Genomic DNA, 16,800 nt, shown 5'->3' on the forward strand with positions numbered 1-16,800 from the left:
AGGTCGACAAGTGGTGGACACGCCGGAGGCGGACAGCGGCACATCGGCGGCGGCGAAGTCGTTCGCCCTGATGTGGGGCCTGGACGAACCGGGGACCCGCGGGCCGAAGCGCGGGCTGAGCCTGGATCAGGTGATCGAGGCGGCGATCGAGGTGGCCGACGCCGAAGGGGTCACGGCGCTGTCGATGAGCCGGGTGGCCAAGCATCTCGGCTTCACCACGATGTCGCTCTACCGATACGTCGACAGCAAGGACATGCTGCTCACCCTGGTATCCGATCGGGCGATCGGGCTACCGCCGGAGTTGCCGGCCGAGGCCGGCTGGCGGACCGGGATCGAGGCCTGGGCGTGGGGGGTGGCCGCGGCGATGCGCAGGCATCCCTGGTTCCTGGATCTGCCGTTGGCCGCGCCGCCGATGGGGCCGTGCAATATGGCCTGGCTGGACGCGGGCCTGGGCATGTTCGCCGGGACCGCCGTCCCCGAGTCGATCAAACTGCAACTGGTACTGAATGTTTCGTTGTACATGATCGGCCGGATGCGGGTCGCCAAGGAGATGGCCGACGGCGGGGAGACCGACGAGTACCCGGCCCTGTTGAGCCGGGTACTCGATCCGCAGCGCTTCCCCGCGCTGGCTCGCGCCTTCGCCGCCCAGGCCTTCGAGGACGACGACGTCGAGTGGGACGACGCCGATCTGCGCTTCGGCCTGGACCGGCTGCTCGACGGGTACGAGCAGTTCATCCGGTCCTACGAGCAGGCCTAGACCGACAGGTCGCGGCGCAGCTTGGCGACGTGGCCGGTGGCCCGCACGTTGTACTGGGCGACCTCGATCTTGCCCGCCTCGTCCACCAGGAAGGTGGAGCGGATGACGCCGGTGACGGTCTTGCCGTACATCGTCTTCTCGCCGAACGCGCCCCACGCGGTGAGCACGGAACGGTCCGGGTCCGACAGCAGCGGGAAGGTCAGCTGCTCGGCGTCGCGGAACTTGGCCAGCTTGGCCGGCTTGTCCGGCGAGATGCCGATGACGTCGATGCCCGCGCCGTCCAGGTCGGCGAGGTTGTCGCGGAAGTCGCAGGCCTCCTTGGTGCAGCCGGGGGTGCTCGCGGCGGGGTAGAAGTAGACGATCACCTTGCGGCCGCGGTAGTCGGCGAGCGACACGTCCTTGCCGTCGGCGTCGGGCAGCGTGAAGTCGGGGGCGGCATCGCCGGGGGAGAGTCGTTGGTTGTCGGTCACGTCCTGCACCGTAACCGACGGCACGGACAGAATGCGGACCTACCGAACGACACTGTGCGGACCGACAGCCCGGCGCCGCGCACCGCCCCGCGGCGCTGTACGGATGGACAGAACGCCGCGCGCCCCCGGGCAACTCCGCGCGGACCGATAGACTCGTCCGGGAGCTGAGGGTGACCCGCGAAGGCCGAACACACACCGCGATTCGAGCCCTGGCGCGGCACATCAAACACAGGAGGCCTGAACGTGGCGAAGGATACCGAGCGGATCGAGCAGGAGATCGAGGCCGCGCGCACGCGGCTGGCGAGCACGCTCGACGAACTCGCGGTGCGCGCGGATCCACAGCGGATCGCGAGCGACAGCAAGCAGATCGTGCTGCGGAAGCTGAACGAGCCCAAGGTGAAGTACAGCCTGATCGGCGCGGCCGCCCTGGTGGTCGGGCTGGTGCTGCTCAAGATCTTCCGCTGATCGGTCCCCGAACAGCAGAACACCCGGTGCGCCTCGGCACACCGGGTGTTTCCGTTTCGCGAATATCAGACCGTGGGGCAGGCGAACCCGTCGCCATCCGGATCCAGGTGCGGGCCGTAGCCCGGCTCTCCGCGAAAGAGCGGAGCCCGTCCGGCCGCGCGGGCGTCATCACAGTTGGCGAAGGCGCCGCCCGCCGAACCGGTCTGCGTCAGACCGGCGGAACCGGTTGCGGCGGAGCCGGTATCGACGGCTGACGAGCCGGTCCCGGAGGAGCCCGAGGGGGGCTGGGCCAGCGCGGTCGGCGCCGCAAGGAGGGTCAGTCCCGCGACGGCAGCGCTGAAGGTAAGCCGACGAACGTTCATGTATTCCTCTAGATAGTTGCTGCGGTGGATAGGGCGTCCGACCGGACGCCGCATCCACTGTCGTGACGCGTTGGCCGGTTGTCAACCGGATCGCCGGAGAACTAGGGCATTAGGGGATGTCCGTCGTGCCGTGCTCACTCACCCAGACGATGGCCCGCCAGGTGCTCGGCGGGGATGTTTCCCATGCGTCCGGCCTGGTAGTCGTCCATTGCCTGGATGATTTCAGCGCGAGTATTCATTACGAATGGCCCGTATTGGACGACGGGTTCCTGAATCGGCTGTCCGCCGAGCAGCAGCACCTCCAGGTCGCCGGTCCGATTGTGTTGGCGCGCATCGGCACTCACCGTGATCGCGTCGCCGGGGCCGAAAACCGCCAGCTGCCCCTCCTGCACCGGCCTGCGCTCGGCGCCGACCGTGCCACTGCCGGAGAGGATGTAGGCCATCGCCGTGAAGTGTTGCGGCCAAGGCGTTTCCAGCTGACCGCCCGGGCTGATCGAGGCGTGCGCATAGGCGATCGGCGTGTAGGTCGAGCCGGGGCCGTCGAAGCCGCCGACCGAGCCGGCGATGAGCCGGACCAGCGCGCCGCCGTCGTGCGAGCTGACCAGGGTCAGTTCGCTGCCGCGCAGATCCTGGTAGCGCGGCGCGGCGAACTTGAGCGCGCGCGGCAGATTCACCCACAGCTGGATGCCGTGGAACCAGCCGCCGGTCATGACCAGCTGTTCGGTCGGCAGTTCGTCGTGCAGGATGCCGGAGCCCGCGGTCATCCACTGGGTGTCGCCCTCGCCGATCACCCCGCCGCCGCCGTTGGAGTCGTGGTGCACCATGGCGCCGTCCATCACGTAGGTGACGGTCTCGAAGCCGCGGTGCGGATGCCACGGCGCGCCCTTGGCCTCGTGCGGTTCGTAGGCGACCGGGCCCATCTGGTCGAGCAGGATGAACGGGTCGGCAGTGCGCAGGTCGACGCTCGGGAACGGCCTGCGTACCTCGAAGCCCGCGCCCTCGCGCTGTTTCGGCGCGCTGACCACGGTGCGCACCGGGCGCTCGCGCATGGTCTCGGTGGGCTGGGGCAGGCGAGGCAGGATCATCAGGTCGGGGACGGTGATGGCGGGCATCTGAACCTCCTGGTCAGGCTTTTGGTGTCCATGTCAACCAACCGTGGGTAGACTTCATTCCCATGGACTGGCTGAATGACGACGAGCAGGCGACGTGGTCGGCCTACATCCGCCTGCGGCAGCGGCTGGACGCGGCGATCGCCGCCGGCCTGACCAAGGACGGGCTGTCGGCGGCGGACTACGAGCTGATGGTCGCGCTGTCGGCCGCGCCGGGAGACTGCCTGCGGGCCAAGGATCTGGCCGCCGAGGTCTGCTGGGAGAAGAGCAGGTTGTCCAAGCATCTGGCCCGGATGGACGCGCGCGGGCTGGTCGACCGGCAGCCGGTGGCCGAGGACGCGCGCGGCGTGCTGGTCCGGTTGACCCCCGCCGGCCGGGAGCTGCTCGAGCGCGCCGCCCCGAATCACGTGCGATTGGTACGGGAGGTCTTCATCGATTGCATCACCCCCGCGGAGGCGCACGCGATGCAAACGTTGTCCGAGAAAGTCGTTGTCGCAGTTGAGGAATCCACCCAGTCCGCCATCGGCGCCTGACTCCCTGCCCTTGCGTTACGAACGCTCTGGGCAGAGCGGTTCGGTCGGCGGCGGTCCGTGGCGACAGGCGGCATTCGGGAATGCCTGCGAGTGCCCCCGCCCGCCGGTCTCCCCGTGGCGTCGCCAGGATGCGCACATTCCGTCTGTGGTCAGTTGAGTCGAGTCAAAGGGTTGCTAGTTGATCTTCAATGACGACCATTTGACTCGACTCGATACGAGAACGACCTTTTGACTCGACTCGATGCGGGTGGCCGGATGGTGTCAGGTGGCGCCGTGTCTGCGGAGGAAGTGCCATCGCCGGGCGGTTCGTTCGGGGGGCGGCGGGGCGGTGGGGATGGGCGCGGGCTTCGGTTTCCGCTCGGCCCGCCACTGCGTGACGACCTCCTCGGTATCGACCGGCGCGACGTGCACGTAGGGGCCATGCGGCAGGCGCAGCCAGTCGACCACCCGCTTGTTGAGTTCGCGCACGGTCTCCCGGACCGCCCGCTCGGAGTTCAGTTCGCGCACGACTTCGGGCAGCCGCTCGATATCCCGGCGCAGCAGCAGCGAGGGCGGCAGCAGGGCGTCGCCGCTCACCCCTTCTTTCCGGAGATAGCCCTTCAGCCACCAGTTCTCGTCGTCGTTGCCGCGCGGAATGGGTTTGCCCGCGCCGGGCAGATTCCGGAATTCGCCGCGCTCGGTCGCCTCGCGGATCTGCTTGTCGATCCACGATTCGAAGTCCAGGTTCGCTGGTTTGCGCTCGGTCATCACGTCACCTTTGACGGAGGGGGCATCGCTGCCAGTCTACCGAATGCGTGGGTATGAGCCCGAAGTCATTGTCCGAGAACGAGTTACGACCACGGCGTGATCGGCGGCTTCACCCACATCAGCTTCTCGTCGGTGTGTTCGCGCCGCGCCGCCGGATGCTCCGGGTGCCGGGCGGCCCAGTCGTCCTTCTCGGCCAGCAGGTCGGCGACCGTCACCCAGGTCTCCTCGGTGCTCGGCGGGTTGGTGTCGGCGGCCCTGGCGAGCTTGCGCCGGGTCGCCGGGGGCATGGCCAGCAGCTCCGGTCCGGTGATCCCGAGGTGCCAGACGTAGCCCGCGAGGCGCCGGGCCTTCTCGGCGCGGCTCTTGGCCGCCGTGTCGCTGTGCGCGTAATCGGTCATCGCGGAAAGTCCAAAGGTCGGTGGTGCACGACCCTAGCCGGACGGCGGGCCGGACGCGACGACGCCTCCCCGCGGGCAGGCGGGGAGGCGTCGGTGGGGGCTGGCTCAGTAGGCGCTGTTGACGTTGTCCATCGAGCCGTAGGTGCGCGCGGCGTAGTTGCAGGCGGCGACGATGTTGGCGACCGGGTCGTAGATGTCCCAGGAGGTGCCCTCGACGTGGTACGCGCGGAACGTCGGGTCGATCACCTGGAGCAGGCCCTTGGACGGGATGCCGGCGGCGGCGTTGGAGTCCCACAGGTTGATCGCGTGCGGGTTACCGGTGGACTCGCGCATCACGTTGCGGTGGATGCCGTCGTAGCTGCCGGGGATGTGGTTGGCCTGCATGATGTCGAGGGCCTGGCGGATCCAGCCGTCGAGGTTGTCCGGGTACACGGGGGCCGGGGCGGGCGTGGGCTCCGGTGCGGGGATCGGCAGCGGCAAGGGCAGCGGCGCGGGCATGGGCGCCGGGGCGGCCACCTCGGCGGCGGGCGCGGCGGCCTGCTGCACCTCGGCCACCATCGCGATGCGGGACGGAACGCTGTCGTCGGCCACCGATACCGCGGAGGAGGCGGCAACGGCCACGACGCCTGCGGCGGCGATGGCGAAAGTTACGCCCTCGCGAAGCGTCGAGCGGCGGAGAGAAGAAAAGCGTCTGTCGGGCATGACGAAATCGGTTCCTTTGTCGGGGACTGGTTTCGATCCGGGTGCGCGCAGGCAGCACGGATCCAGAGCGGGCGCGTGGTGGGCGCTCGCCGGTGCGGGCTGATGTGCTGTTGTGGGGTTTTGTTGTGGGGGACGCACAAGTCCCCGGAACGCGACGTTCGGTGGTGCGGTGCCCGGGGCGCTCAACTGCGAGCCCGGCCGCGATGTCGCGCGGGACTCCGCATCTCGATGCGGAGAAAAACGGCCTCTCGGCGCGTCCATTCGGCGGAGGTTAGGGTTAGCGGGTCCGTTGCCGGATCCGATCCGCCGACCGCGGCGGGCGTTGGGCCTGCCATTGCGGTCGTTTTCCGAATGTGGGTGAAAAACTCCTCGGTGTAACCAAACTCCAGGTCGCTTTATGACCTGATCGCAGAATGGTCACACTAGATGAACGCACGGTAAACGAATCGTGAATGAACGGTGCGGGCGATCTTGGAACACCCCCTGCGCCGTTGCCGAACCGTTACCTACGCAGGGAGTTTGCTGCTAAACCCAATGTGGGACACGTCACAGAAGTTTTCGGCTAACAAACCGGGCTTCGGTTGTCCGAGCGCGATTTTGGTCCGGATCGGGACGGGTGAGACACCCGGGGCAACGGCCCGACCAGGCGGTTTGTGACCGAAACGATCCGGGCGGGGCGCGAGACCGAATACAGGGGAGCAGTCAGTCAGCCGCCGACCCCGCCCGCGGGGAGACAGGGAACTCCCGTTCATGAACTCGAACAGCCTGGTGTGTCGTGCCGGCGTCCTCGCCGCTGGAACCGTGCTGGCGGTGCTGCCGTCGTTAGGCGTCGCGGCGTTCACGCTCGGCACCTTGGCTGTGGTGGACGTGCCCGACGGGTCCGGGCGGGATGTCGCCGCTCGGCAGTACGCCGTCGTGCCCAGCGACGCCGGGTCGGACTTCTGTCAGGGCAAGGCGGAGGGGTACTACGCCGATCCCGAAGATCGAGCGGGGTTCTATCGGTGCCTGCGTTCCGGAACTCGACACCTGGCCACCTATCAATTCCGGTGCGGTGACGAAAGCTGGTACGACGACGAACGCTTGGTCTGCGTGGCGCGAAACCGTCGCTGACAGAGGCGAATTGGCTGCCGTCGAGGCATGCCGCGCGTGGTGACGTACGGCCCCATCCGTCTGGCGCCTATTACGGCGGGGGCTCGTCGTCACGGACGGCGAGCCGCCGGCTATTCGCCGCGGTCGACATGTCCTAGATACGTTGTCGGTCAGTAATTTTCGCCGGGACACCTGGTACTGATCCCCGTTCACCGCTCGCCTGCCGGAGTAGCGCGAGGGCTGCTTCGGCAGGCGAGCCTGCGGGGGTCGTGCAGACGATCAGCACCTGTTCCGGGGAACGTGCGACCGCGAGCGTCTGCTGGGTCACGGTTACCGCGCCGACCACGGGATGGTGCAGCTCGTAGGCGGCGGCATCGCAGGGGAGTACCCGGTGGTCGCGCCAAAGTGCCACGAACTCAGGACTTTTCATGGTCAGCTCACCGATCAGTCCGGCGAGCAATGGGTCGTCCGGGTGCCTGCCGACGGCGATGCGCAGGTTGCCGACCACCGCGCGGGCCTTGCTCTTCCAGTCCGAGTACAGCTCTCGGCAGTGCGGGTCGAGGAACACGATTCGGCTCATGTTCGGGCGCCGGGCCGGGTCGTCCGGGCTGTGGAAGTCGAGGTGACCGGCCAGCAGGGAATGCCCGAGGGTGTTCCAGGCGAGCACGTCTGTGCGCCGGCCGAGCACCAGCGCCGGGACGCCGTCGACGGCGCGGAGGAGATCTCGCGTCTCCTCGGCGAGCTGTTCGGGGCGTGGGCGGCGCACCCGGGGTGTGCGGCGGGCGGCGTCGGCGAGCCGGTCGAGGTGCGCGCGTTCGTGGTCGTCGAGCAGCAGCGCGCGGGCGATCGCGTCCAGCACCTCGGCGGACGCGCCGCGGGACAGGCCCTGTTCGAGGCGGGTGTAGTACGAGACGCTGACGCCGGCCAGCTGAGCAAGTTCCTCGCGCCGGAGCCCGGTCACCCGCCGCCGGGGCCCGACGTCCGGCACGCCGACGTCCGCCGGACGCAGCCGCGCTCGCCGCGCCTGCAAGAAATCGCCCAGGGGGCCGGGTCCGTCCATCGCTCCAGTATCCGAGGCGCTGCCGAGCCCAGCCACACCCTGCCGGGGGTAGGACAACCGGGGAGTGGTTGGCCGGCGTCCGGGTGCCCAGGCTCGTTCTTGTTCAGCTCGAATCGCGAACCAGAGGACGAATCACATGGACCAGATCACCCTGGGCGACGTCACCGTCACCCGTGTCAAAGAGTTCTACGGCACCGTCGGAATGAGCCCGGACCAGTTCTTTCCGGACAGCCCCGAGGGCGCCTGGGACGAGCACCGCCCCCTGCTGGCCCCCGACTTCTGGAATCTCGACACCGGCGAGTGCCACTCCGCGCTGCAGACCTGGGTGCTGCGCAGCGAGGGCCGCACGATCCTGGTCGACACCGGCGTCGGCAACCACAAGGACCGCCCGTACGCGCCGGTGTGGAGCCGCCTCGACACCGGCTTCCTCGGCCACCTCGCCGCCGCGGGCGTGCGTCCCGAGGATGTCGACCTGGTGATCAACACCCACCTGCACATCGACCACGTCGGCTGGAACACCCGCCTCGACGGACGCACCTGGGTACCGACCTTCCCGAACGCCACCTACCTGATGCCGTTGCGGGACTTCGACTTCTGGAATCCGGCCAACGAGCACCCGACCGTATTCGGGCGGGGCAACCAGAACGTCTTCGAGGACAGCGTCGTCCCGGTCCACCAGGCCGGACTGACCCACCTGTGGGACGGGTCCTACCAGATCGACAAGAACCTGCGCCTCGATCTCGCCCCCGGCCACACCCCCGGCTCCTCGGTGCTCAACGTGGAATCCGGCACCGACCGCGCCCTGTTCGTCGGCGACCTGCTGCACACCCCGCTGCAAATCGTCGAACCGGAAATCAACTCCTGCTTCTGCGAGGACCCGGCCGAAGCCGGCGCCACCCGGCACAAGCTGCTCGGTCGCGCCGCCGAGCGCAACGCGCTCGTCTTTCCCGCGCATTTCGGCGGACAGGGCGCGGTGGAGGTCGAGCGCAGCGGGTCGAAATTCACGATCAAGGACTGGGCCGGCTTCTCCCGCATGTCCTGATCCCACTCAGAGGAAGCGTTTCCCATGCCCTTATATACAGAGGCCGTCGAAACCCCCGTCGGCGCCGTGCGCGGTATCCGCGACGAGTCCGGCGAGCTCTACCGCGCCATTCCCTACGCCATGGCGCCCGTCGGTGCTCGCCGTTTCGCCGCGCCCCGGCCGCACGCGGGTTGGTCCGGTGTGCGCGACGGCACCCGGCCGTCGCCGACCGCACCCCAACCGGCCCGCGATTTCGGGCGGCTCGACATGATTCCCTACTTCGGGCCGGGTTGGGTGCGCGGCGCGGAGTACCTGACCGTGGATGTCTGCACGCCGGCCACCGACGGCAAGCATCCGGTGATGGTCTTCGTGCACGGCGGCGGATTCGTCACCGGCTCGACCCGCGCCGCCCTCTACGACGGGAGCGCGTTCGCTCGCGACGGCGTCGTCCTGGTGACGCTGAACTACCGCGTCGGCATCCCCGGGTTTCTCGACCTGGCCGGTGCGCCACCCAACCGCGGGCTGCTCGACGTGCTCGCCGCACTCGGTTGGGTGCGCGACACGATCGCGACGTTCGGCGGTGACCCCGACAACGTCACGATCTTCGGTCAGTCCGCGGGCGCCACGCTCGTCGGAGCACTACTCGCGACGCCCGCGGCGAAGGGTCTGTTCCGGCGCGCGATCAGCCAAAGCGGCAATGGGACAGGCGCTTTCACCCCGGAACAGGCGCATCGGGTGACTGTCGCAGCGGCCGCCGCGCTGGGCGTCGAACCGACCGCCGAGGCGTTCTCCGCCATCCCGGACGAGCGCTTTCTGGAAAACCTGCCCGCCCTCGCCGGCCTGGACCTGCGCACCGACACAGCAACGGACCCCCTGGTCGGACTGAGCCCGTTCAGCCTGGTCCTACCCACCCAACCGGCCGACAGCCTCGCCGACGGTCCTGCCTCCGAGATCGACCTATTGATCGGAACCAACGCAGAAGAGGGCAACCTCTACGTTGTTCCCCAAGGCAACCTCGAATCCACCACCGAAGCCGACCTGCTCGCCCTCGCCGCCCGACTGTCCTCGAACCCGGAATCCGAGATCGCCGAACACCGCACAGCCCACCCGACCGCAACCCCCGGCGAACTACGCTCCACAATCCTGGGCGAGGCCCTGTTCGGCGCAGGCACCACCCGCATGACCCAGTCGCACGCCCGAATCTCCACCGGCCGCACCCACCTCTACTCCTTCGAACACCGCTCCACCGCCCTCGACGGCCGACTCGGCGCCACCCACACCACCGAACTCCCGTTCGTCTTCGACATAGCCGAAAAGCCTTGGCTACACGGCGAAACCGGCCTCCTGGGCCCTGAACCCGCCCCACCCGGCCTGGCCGCCCAGATCCACGCCACCTGGATCGCCTTCGCCACCACAGGGGATCCCGGCTGGCCGCCGTATGACCCGGAGCACCCCGCCCCGCAAATCCTCGGCGGTGCCGGGCGCGGGTCGTTTCGGTAGATCCGGCGCGTCACCCATCCGGAGCTACCGGGTGGAACGAATAATTTGTCGTGCGGTGGCCCGCTGGTTCGAACGTTCGATCGGAGTAGCGGGCCGGAACAGGTGCCAGCATCGACGTCCTTGACATCGCGAATTGAGAAAGGAACCCTCCATGCCCCTCGTATCGCTTCGGAATCGCCGGTGGGCGGCTTCCGCTACATCCATTGCATGCGCATTCGTATGTTTGTCGTACGCGGCTCCGAATGCGACCGCGGAGCCATCCGGGTACATCGTCGATCATATCCAGATATGCAAGCGGGATGGATACAATGCTATGGCCGGCTGGACGGGTGGGAAGGGCGGATCGGAATACATAACCACGCGATACAGCCATGGTGGACCCAACTTCGTCAAAGATGACGTGATGGCCAAAGGGGAATGCATAAAGACCGGTCAAAATGTGAAAGGGAATTACAATGTCACTGACTCCGGCGAAGTCTGGATTCCAGGTGGAGGTCGATACCAGTACTTCTATAAGGCTATGGATCTCGACGGTAAAGATCTGGGATTCTGGGTCCGCGGCGGTGAATTTCAGTGGTTGAATAAATGGTGACGTAAGGACTGGATCGGCAGCTGCTGGCGGAGCGGCCTGCTCAGGTCGCTCCGCCCGGATGATGAGTGTCGACCCCCATCAGGTCAATCCCAGGGTGCCGCAGGTGGATTCGATGATCGCGCTCCCGGGGGCCAGATAACCGCGCTGCTCGGCTAGACGCACCGTGTGCAGCCCTGTCAGCGTCGAGTGATACGGAACTGCGTCAAAATAGACCTGCCACCGGCTATGGGCCCCACGCGATCGGCGGACCACGCACACCCAATGCGGCGGTCCCACGCATGCCGTCGGCGGCAAGGAGTGCCGATGCCAGCGCGAACAGCAGCCGCCGCAATACCTCATGGGGTGTATGCCTCGGTGATTTGCTGTCCGGCGGTGGGTGGTGCAGCGGTGGTGGGAGCTCGAACCATGCCGAGGCGCTGTGGTTCCGGAACGGGTCGGTCGTGACCGCGATCCTCGCCGCTGGCTGCGGCGGCGTAGATGCGGCGCGCCTGACGCGACGTGGCTCGTCCCCCCGGTTGGACGCTCGTTCGTCGAAAGTCGACGGGCGGGCGCTCTGTTATGGTCGAGTCGGTGAATCCGACCCCCGCCTCCCGCGACCGAATGCTCATTCGGTCGAATTGGTGTGCGCTGTTGACGGGTGTCGTGATTGTCCTGGGCCTGGTCGCCGCGGTGGCGGGATGGGGTTCGTCACAGCGGGATTCACCGCCGGTGACGGGGACGACGGTAGCCGCTACTGCCGCCCCCGTGCAGGTCGAGAAGGATTCTGGACGGCAGTCGGTGGATTTCGCACCGGCCTGCCGCAAACAGGAGTCGCCCGGCCCCGCCCCGGTCGGGACACTGGTGACTCCGCCCCGGGCGCTCGGGGATCAACTCGTCGGTGATTGCGTCGCATTCGCCCCGGAATTCCAGACTGCCCAGAAGTTCTCGATCGGAAAACAACCGCGCGCTCCCACCCTTCCGGTGGCGGCACCGCATCTGACGACCGTGCTGATCATTTAGAGCTCCTGAATGGTCCAGCACTTTTTCGTCATTGTCGATGCAGCCGTTGAGGAGTACTCGCATGTCCGTCGAACCCCGCAAAAAGCCTGAATTCCGGAAACCTCGCAATTCCAGCGCGAGAAAGTCTTTCGCCGCACTGGCCATCGTGGCCGCCGTCGGCCTGCTCGTCATCGCCGCGGTACAGATGCTGGGCGCCGACAAGAAGCCCGCGCAGTCCGCCACCACCGCGACCGAGACCAACCCGGCCTACGCGCAGCTGGCCGCGCTGGCCCGCCGCGACGTCGCCGACCCGCTGGCCGTCGGCCGCGCCGACGCCCCCGTCGTCCTGGTCGAGTACTCCGACTTCCAATGCCCGTTCTGCAAGGTCTTCGCCACCAAGATCGAGCCGCAGCTCATCGCCGACTACGTCGACAAGGGCGTGCTGCGCGTCGAGTGGCGCAGTATGGCCATTTTCGGCGCGGAGTCCGAGGCCGCGTCCCGGGCGGCGTGGGCGGCCGGGCAGCAGGGCCGGTTCTGGCAGTACCACCGGGCGTTGTTCGAGCATGCGCCCGAGAAGAAGAACACCGGCGCCTTCACCCGCGACAAGCTGGTCGAATTGACGGTGGCCGCAGGCATTCCCGATGTCGGGAAGTTCCGCGCCGACCTGGACTCCCCCGCCGCCGCGGCGGCCGTGCGGGCGGACGTGAACGAGGGCATCGGCATCGGCGTGAACTCGACTCCGGCCTTCTTGATCAACGGCAGGCCGATCCTGGGCGCGCAGCCTATCGAACAGTTCCGCGCCACCATCGACGCCGCCGCCAAGGCCGCCGGGCAGGACTCGGAATGACCGGCGGCATCGGCCTGTTCGCGGCCTTCCTGGGTGGACTGCTGGCGCTACTGAGCCCGTGCAGCGCCCTGCTGCTACCGAGCTTTTTCGCCTACTCCTTCGAGAACCAGGGCCGGCTGCTGGCCCGCACCGGCGTCTTCTACCTGGGCCTGTGCACCACGCTGGTCCCGCTGGGTGCGGCCGGTTCGCTGGCCGGACGGCTGCTGGTTGGGCATCGCGACCTGCTGATCGCGATCGGCGGCTGGACCATCATCGGGCTCGGCGTCGCCCAGATCCTGGGCCGCGGTTTCGCTTTCGGCTTCGCCCAGCGTGCCGCCGCCAAGCTGGGCCGACCCGAGCAGACCGGTGCGGTGTATCTGCTCGGTCTGGTCTACGGCCTGGCCGGTTTCTGCGCGGGCCCGATCCTGGGCTCGATCTTGGCGGTGGCCGCGGTCAGCGGCTCGCCGGTACACGGCGGCCTGCTACTGGCGGTGTACGCGCTGGGGCTGGCCACGCCGCTGTTCGTGCTGGCCTCGCTCTGGGACCGATTCCAGCTGGGACGGCGAAAGTGGCTGCGCGGAAGCAGCTTCCGGCTCGGTCGGATCGAGCTGCACACCACCTCGGTGCTGTCGGGCCTGTTCTTCGTCGCGCTCGGGGCGCTGCTGCTGGCCTTCGACGGCACCGCCGCGCTGCCCGGAATCCTCAGCGCGGACACCGAATTCACACTGGAGACGCGGGTGCGGCAGGTCGGCGACCTGGTCTCCAACAGCACGCTGCTGCTGGTGCTCGCCGCGGTCGCGCTGGGTGTGCTCGCCTGGCGGCTGCTGCGTGGCGGCCGGGCCGACGCCGAGACACCAACAGAGCGGGCCGCACCGGCCGAACACGAATCGACCGAAGCCAGCTGAGCCGCGGCTCCGCATTGGCTCACCGCGTTTCCACACTGATGGGGTCTTCGCAGATAAGGGGTTGGCCGGAAACGAGATCGGTGCGTAGCCGATGTCGCGGACCTGGTTCTCGGCTCCGGCGTGCGCCAGGGAGAGGCGTTGGCGCACCTGCTGGGATCAGTTCGGCCTTGGGGGCGGAACCTGCGACGTTCACCGTGTCGCACTCCCGCGAGGGGATCACGGAGCGGCACTACATCGCCTCGCCCGAGCAAGCACCGGACTCATCGGCGGTGTTGGAGTTGGGTTTCGGCGGGGCCAGCTGACGGACGTGAAACGCGCCAATCCTTGGGATATCTTTGGGAACGGCCCGATCTACCCCGTAAACGAAACAGCCCCTGACCGATATTGCCAGGTCAGGGGCTGTTTCATGGTGCGCCATCAGGGACTCGAACCCCGAACCCGCTGATTAAGAGTCAGCTGCTCTGCCAATTGAGCTAATGGCGCTTGCTCCGTGTTCCGGTGCGGGACAAACTTTAACAGGCCGAGGCGGCAGAAGTGAAATCGCGCCCTGACCGGGGGCGATGCGCGGTTCGGGCGGGGTGTTAACGCCGAACCGGACAGTTCGGATCTATCCCGTGTAACACCCCTGTGTCGACGCGGTATTTGCGTTGGTGCGAGCACCTCGCACTGGCAGAATGACCGAACGTGGTCTCGACCGCTCCGCAGGCACGGCGGGTTGGGCTGTAGGGACTTGAAACGGGGTTGAGATGAGCGTTGGTCGAGGTCGGCGTCGGTGGATACGACATATCACCGCACCCGTCGTGGTGTTCGCGGTGGCCGGACTGGTGTTGTCGGGGTGCTCGTCGTCGACGACGTCGGAGACCTCCACGGTCGCGATCGACCGTAACCCGATGCTCGAGCTGATCAAGCCGAAGCTGTTGTCCCCGATCAAGGACGGCGAGATGGGGGTCTCGCCGGGTGTGCCGCTGGCGTTTCAGGTCGAGGACGGCAAGTTCACGAACGTGACCCTGATGAACGCGCAGGGGCAGCCGGTGGGCGGCGGCAGGCTGGCCGCCGACGGGCGGTCGTGGGAGACCACCGAGGTGCTCGGGTACGGAAAGCCGTATCGGCTCAAGGCCGATGCGATCGGTCTCGGCGGCGCCAATTCCACTGTGTTGAACTTCACCACCAGCTCCCCGGACAGCCAGACCAAGCCGTATCTGCTGCCCGGCGAGGGCGAGGTGGTCGGGATCGGCCAGCCGGTCGCGGTGCAGTTCGACGAGACCATCCCGGACCGTAAGGCCGCCCAGGATGCGATCAAGATCACCACCGAGCCGCCGGTCGAAGGCGCGTTCTATTGGGTGAACAACCGTGAGGTTCGCTGGCGTCCGGAGAATTTCTGGGCTCCCGGGACCAAGGTCACGATCAATGTGAACGTGTATGGCCGTGATCTCGGCAACGGCCTGTTCGGCCAGGACAACATCCAGTCGTTCTTCACCGTCGGCGACGCGACCATCTTCACCGCCGACGACAACACCAAGCAGGTGACGGTCGAGCAGAACGGTCAGGTCATCCGGACCATGCCTACCTCGATGGGCAAGAACAGCACGCCCACCGACAACGGCATCTACATCGTCAGCGACCGGCTCGAGAAGATCATCATGGACTCCTCGACCTACGGCGTCCCGGTGAACTCGCCGGACGGTTACAAGACGCCGATCGACTTCGCCACCCGAATCTCTTACAGCGGCATCTTCTTTCACTCCGCGCCGTGGTCGGTCGGGCAGCAGGGCTACAGCAACACCAGCCACGGCTGCCTGAACCTGAGCCCGGCGAACGCGCAGTGGGTCTATCAGAACGCCAAGCGCGGCGACATCACCATCATCAAGAACACCGTCGGCGGAACCCTCTCGGGCGTAGACGGTTTGGGCGACTGGAACATCCCGTGGCCGGTGTGGAAGGCGGGTAACGCCGACCCGCGTTGAGCCGCAACGCGAACGGGCCACCAGGGTGAACTGGTGGCCCGTTGTGCTTGCTCGGCTCAGGGGAGCATGTTGCAGCCGAGATGGGCGTCGCCGATGATCGCCAGCGCGCTGCCGGTGGCGAGGCACGCCAGTTTGCTGCCGGATCCGGTGCCGACCAGCCCGCCGGTCGACCCGCTGGACGCCGAACCGGAGTCCGGCATGCCGGGCAGCCCGATGCCCGCGGCCGCGGTCCCGGTAGCTCCGGTGATGAGGGTGGCGCCGAAGAAAGCTGCGATTACCGCGGAACGCATCACGACCTGTGTCTTTCTGGTCAAACCGGGGTGATGCTCCAGCGGCACCGCCCACGCGCCGCAGTCTACGGACGGGGTGCGGGATCCGTCCCGCAATCGGAAGAAGGATGTTTCACATTGTGATGTGGGCGGCGAGGCAAAAGAAAAGGCCCGGGTCGGAGATTTCGCTCCGACCCGGGCCCTCAGGGTGACCGACGGGACTCGAACCCGCGACAGCCAGGATCACAACCTGGTGCTCTACCAACTGAACTACGGTCACCATCACCGGATGAACACCGGCGCCGTCGATATTAGCGTGTCACCCCGTCGTCTCCCTAATCGGTTTCCGGCGAGGCGTTGACCTGGGCCGATTCGGCGGCCACCGCGGCGCCGCTGATCTCGGTGGCCACGGCGGCGATCTCGGTGGTGGACGGACCGGGCGCCGCGACGAACGCGGTGCGGCGGTAGTACTCCAGCTCGCGGATGGATTCCTTGATGTCGGCCAGCGCGCGGTGGGCCAGGCCCTTCTCCGGCTGGCCGAAGTAGATGCGCGGGTACCAGCGGCGGCACAGCTCCTTGATCGAGCTGACGTCGATCATCCGGTAGTGCAGGTGGGCGTCCAGCGCGGGCATGTCGCGGGCGATGAAGCCGCGGTCGGTGGCGATCGAGTTACCGGCCAGCGGCACGGTGCCCGGGGTCGGCACGTACTGCTTGATGTAGTCGAGGATCTGCTGCTCGGCCTCGGCCATGGTGACGGTGGAGCGGCGCACCTCCTCGGTGAGCCCGGAACGCGCGTGCATGTCCACGACCACCTGGGGCATGGCGGCCAGCGCCGCGTCGTCGGCGTGGATGACGACGTCCACGCCCTCGCCGAGGATGTTGAGATCGCTGTCGGTGACCAGCGCCGCCACCTCGATCAGCTTGTCGCTGTCCAGGCGCAGCCCAGTCATCTCACAATCCATCCACACCACATATTTATCCGACACGGCAGCAACATTAGCTGTGTTGGTTTTGCAGCGCCTGCGCGCTGCGTGTTCGCGGCCCGGGGTGCTC

General features: G+C 67.5%; 20 protein-coding genes and 2 tRNA genes. 11 read left to right on the plus strand and 11 right to left on the minus strand.

Annotated features, from left to right (window positions below; translation table 11 throughout):
• The first annotated feature begins 10 nt into the window (after positions 1-10).
• Positions 11-757, plus strand: a complete 747-nt coding sequence (locus tag ACFQ9K_RS38555; protein WP_378719442.1) for a TetR/AcrR family transcriptional regulator — start codon at positions 11-13, stop codon at positions 755-757.
• Here ACFQ9K_RS38555 and bcp read toward each other — a convergent pair.
• Positions 754-1,227, minus strand: coding sequence for a thioredoxin-dependent thiol peroxidase (gene bcp, locus ACFQ9K_RS38560; protein WP_378719440.1), 474 nt, complete (start codon positions 1,225-1,227; stop codon positions 754-756). The two genes, ACFQ9K_RS38555 and bcp, sit on opposite strands and share 4 nt — an antisense overlap.
• 243 nt (positions 1,228-1,470) lie before the next feature.
• Here bcp and ACFQ9K_RS38565 point away from each other — a divergent pair, with 243 nt between their 5' ends.
• Entirely contained in the window at positions 1,471-1,692 is a 222-nt protein-coding gene (locus ACFQ9K_RS38565; RefSeq protein ID WP_218474887.1) for a DUF3618 domain-containing protein, read from the plus strand.
• Between the two features lie 65 nt (positions 1,693-1,757).
• Here ACFQ9K_RS38565 and ACFQ9K_RS38570 read toward each other — a convergent pair whose 3' ends face one another.
• Both ACFQ9K_RS38570 and ACFQ9K_RS38575 read right to left on the minus strand, forming a co-directional pair.
• Positions 1,758-2,054 (minus strand): excalibur calcium-binding domain-containing protein, encoded by a 297-nt coding sequence (locus tag ACFQ9K_RS38570; RefSeq protein WP_357391113.1) that lies wholly within the window; start codon positions 2,052-2,054, stop codon positions 1,758-1,760.
• A gap of 134 nt (positions 2,055-2,188) precedes the next feature.
• A complete protein-coding gene (locus ACFQ9K_RS38575) occupies positions 2,189-3,166 on the minus strand; it encodes a pirin family protein (RefSeq protein WP_378719437.1) in 978 nt (325 codons plus the stop codon).
• A gap of 62 nt (positions 3,167-3,228) precedes the next feature.
• On the opposite strand from ACFQ9K_RS38575, the gene ACFQ9K_RS38580 reads away from it, so the two are divergent.
• Positions 3,229-3,696: a MarR family winged helix-turn-helix transcriptional regulator gene (locus ACFQ9K_RS38580; RefSeq protein ID WP_378719435.1), complete on the plus strand. Its 468-nt coding sequence runs from the start codon at positions 3,229-3,231 to the stop codon at positions 3,694-3,696.
• A gap of 261 nt (positions 3,697-3,957) precedes the next feature.
• Here the strand turns inward: ACFQ9K_RS38580 and ACFQ9K_RS38585 are convergent, their stop codons facing one another.
• The 3 genes from ACFQ9K_RS38585 to ACFQ9K_RS38595 form a co-directional block, all read right to left on the minus strand.
• Entirely contained in the window at positions 3,958-4,443 is a 486-nt protein-coding gene (locus ACFQ9K_RS38585; RefSeq protein WP_378719433.1) for a DUF1992 domain-containing protein, read from the minus strand.
• Between the two features lie 83 nt (positions 4,444-4,526).
• Complete coding sequence (locus ACFQ9K_RS38590) at positions 4,527-4,841, minus strand: hypothetical protein (protein WP_378719432.1); 315 nt, start codon at positions 4,839-4,841, stop codon at positions 4,527-4,529.
• Between the two features lie 105 nt (positions 4,842-4,946).
• A complete protein-coding gene (locus ACFQ9K_RS38595) occupies positions 4,947-5,543 on the minus strand; it encodes a transglycosylase SLT domain-containing protein (protein WP_378719430.1) in 597 nt (198 codons plus the stop codon).
• Between the two features lie 750 nt (positions 5,544-6,293).
• Between ACFQ9K_RS38595 and ACFQ9K_RS38600 the strand changes: the two genes are divergently transcribed.
• The gene (locus ACFQ9K_RS38600; protein ID WP_378719427.1) at positions 6,294-6,653 is read left to right on the plus strand and encodes a chitin binding peritrophin-A domain-containing protein; all 360 of its coding nucleotides are present in this window, start codon (positions 6,294-6,296) and stop codon (positions 6,651-6,653) included.
• A 133-nt stretch (positions 6,654-6,786) separates the two neighbouring features.
• Here the strand turns inward: ACFQ9K_RS38600 and ACFQ9K_RS38605 are convergent, their stop codons facing one another.
• Complete coding sequence (locus ACFQ9K_RS38605) at positions 6,787-7,692, minus strand: helix-turn-helix domain-containing protein (RefSeq protein WP_378719425.1); 906 nt, start codon at positions 7,690-7,692, stop codon at positions 6,787-6,789.
• Between the two features lie 136 nt (positions 7,693-7,828).
• Here ACFQ9K_RS38605 and ACFQ9K_RS38610 point away from each other — a divergent pair, with 136 nt between their 5' ends.
• The 6 genes from ACFQ9K_RS38610 (at position 7,829) to ACFQ9K_RS38635 (ending at position 13,514) form a co-directional block, all read left to right on the plus strand.
• Entirely contained in the window at positions 7,829-8,734 is a 906-nt protein-coding gene (locus ACFQ9K_RS38610) for an MBL fold metallo-hydrolase (protein WP_378719423.1), read from the plus strand.
• Between the two features lie 24 nt (positions 8,735-8,758).
• Positions 8,759-10,213, plus strand: a complete 1,455-nt coding sequence (locus tag ACFQ9K_RS38615) for a carboxylesterase/lipase family protein (protein WP_378719421.1) — start codon at positions 8,759-8,761, stop codon at positions 10,211-10,213.
• A 313-nt stretch (positions 10,214-10,526) separates the two neighbouring features.
• Positions 10,527-10,805 (plus strand): hypothetical protein, encoded by a 279-nt coding sequence (locus tag ACFQ9K_RS38620; protein WP_378719419.1) that lies wholly within the window; start codon positions 10,527-10,529, stop codon positions 10,803-10,805.
• Between the two features lie 744 nt (positions 10,806-11,549).
• Positions 11,550-11,804 carry a hypothetical protein gene (locus ACFQ9K_RS38625; protein ID WP_378719417.1) on the plus strand — a complete coding sequence of 85 codons (255 nt, stop codon included), beginning with the start codon at positions 11,550-11,552 and terminating at the stop codon, positions 11,802-11,804.
• A 61-nt stretch (positions 11,805-11,865) separates the two neighbouring features.
• A complete protein-coding gene (locus tag ACFQ9K_RS38630) occupies positions 11,866-12,630 on the plus strand; it encodes a DsbA family protein (RefSeq protein WP_378719414.1) in 765 nt (254 codons plus the stop codon).
• On the plus strand, positions 12,627-13,514 hold the full coding sequence (locus ACFQ9K_RS38635; RefSeq protein ID WP_378719412.1) for a cytochrome c biogenesis CcdA family protein: 888 nt from the start codon (positions 12,627-12,629) through the stop codon (positions 13,512-13,514). Before ACFQ9K_RS38630 ends, ACFQ9K_RS38635 begins: the two co-directional genes overlap by 4 nt.
• Positions 13,515-13,921: 407 nt before the next feature.
• Here the strand turns inward: ACFQ9K_RS38635 and ACFQ9K_RS38640 are convergent.
• Positions 13,922-13,997 (minus strand) — tRNA-Lys (locus tag ACFQ9K_RS38640).
• A gap of 263 nt (positions 13,998-14,260) precedes the next feature.
• Between ACFQ9K_RS38640 and ACFQ9K_RS38645 the strand changes: the two genes are divergently transcribed.
• Positions 14,261-15,478: an Ig-like domain-containing protein gene (locus tag ACFQ9K_RS38645; protein ID WP_378719411.1), complete on the plus strand. Its 1,218-nt coding sequence runs from the start codon at positions 14,261-14,263 to the stop codon at positions 15,476-15,478.
• 56 nt (positions 15,479-15,534) lie between these two features.
• Here ACFQ9K_RS38645 and ACFQ9K_RS38650 read toward each other — a convergent pair whose 3' ends face one another.
• From ACFQ9K_RS38650 to orn, 3 genes are all read right to left on the minus strand, one after another.
• Entirely contained in the window at positions 15,535-15,768 is a 234-nt protein-coding gene (locus tag ACFQ9K_RS38650; protein WP_378984304.1) for a hypothetical protein, read from the minus strand.
• Positions 15,769-15,954: 186 nt separating this feature from the next.
• Positions 15,955-16,027 (minus strand) — tRNA-His (locus tag ACFQ9K_RS38655).
• Positions 16,028-16,082: 55 nt separating this feature from the next.
• Positions 16,083-16,733, minus strand: a complete 651-nt coding sequence (orn, locus tag ACFQ9K_RS38660) for an oligoribonuclease (protein WP_378727278.1) — start codon at positions 16,731-16,733, stop codon at positions 16,083-16,085.
• Positions 16,734-16,800 lie beyond the last annotated feature (67 nt).

This window comes from Nocardia sp. NPDC056564, from assembly GCF_042793755.1.
In the GTDB taxonomy this organism is placed as follows: Bacteria; Actinomycetota; Actinomycetes; order Mycobacteriales; family Mycobacteriaceae; genus Nocardia.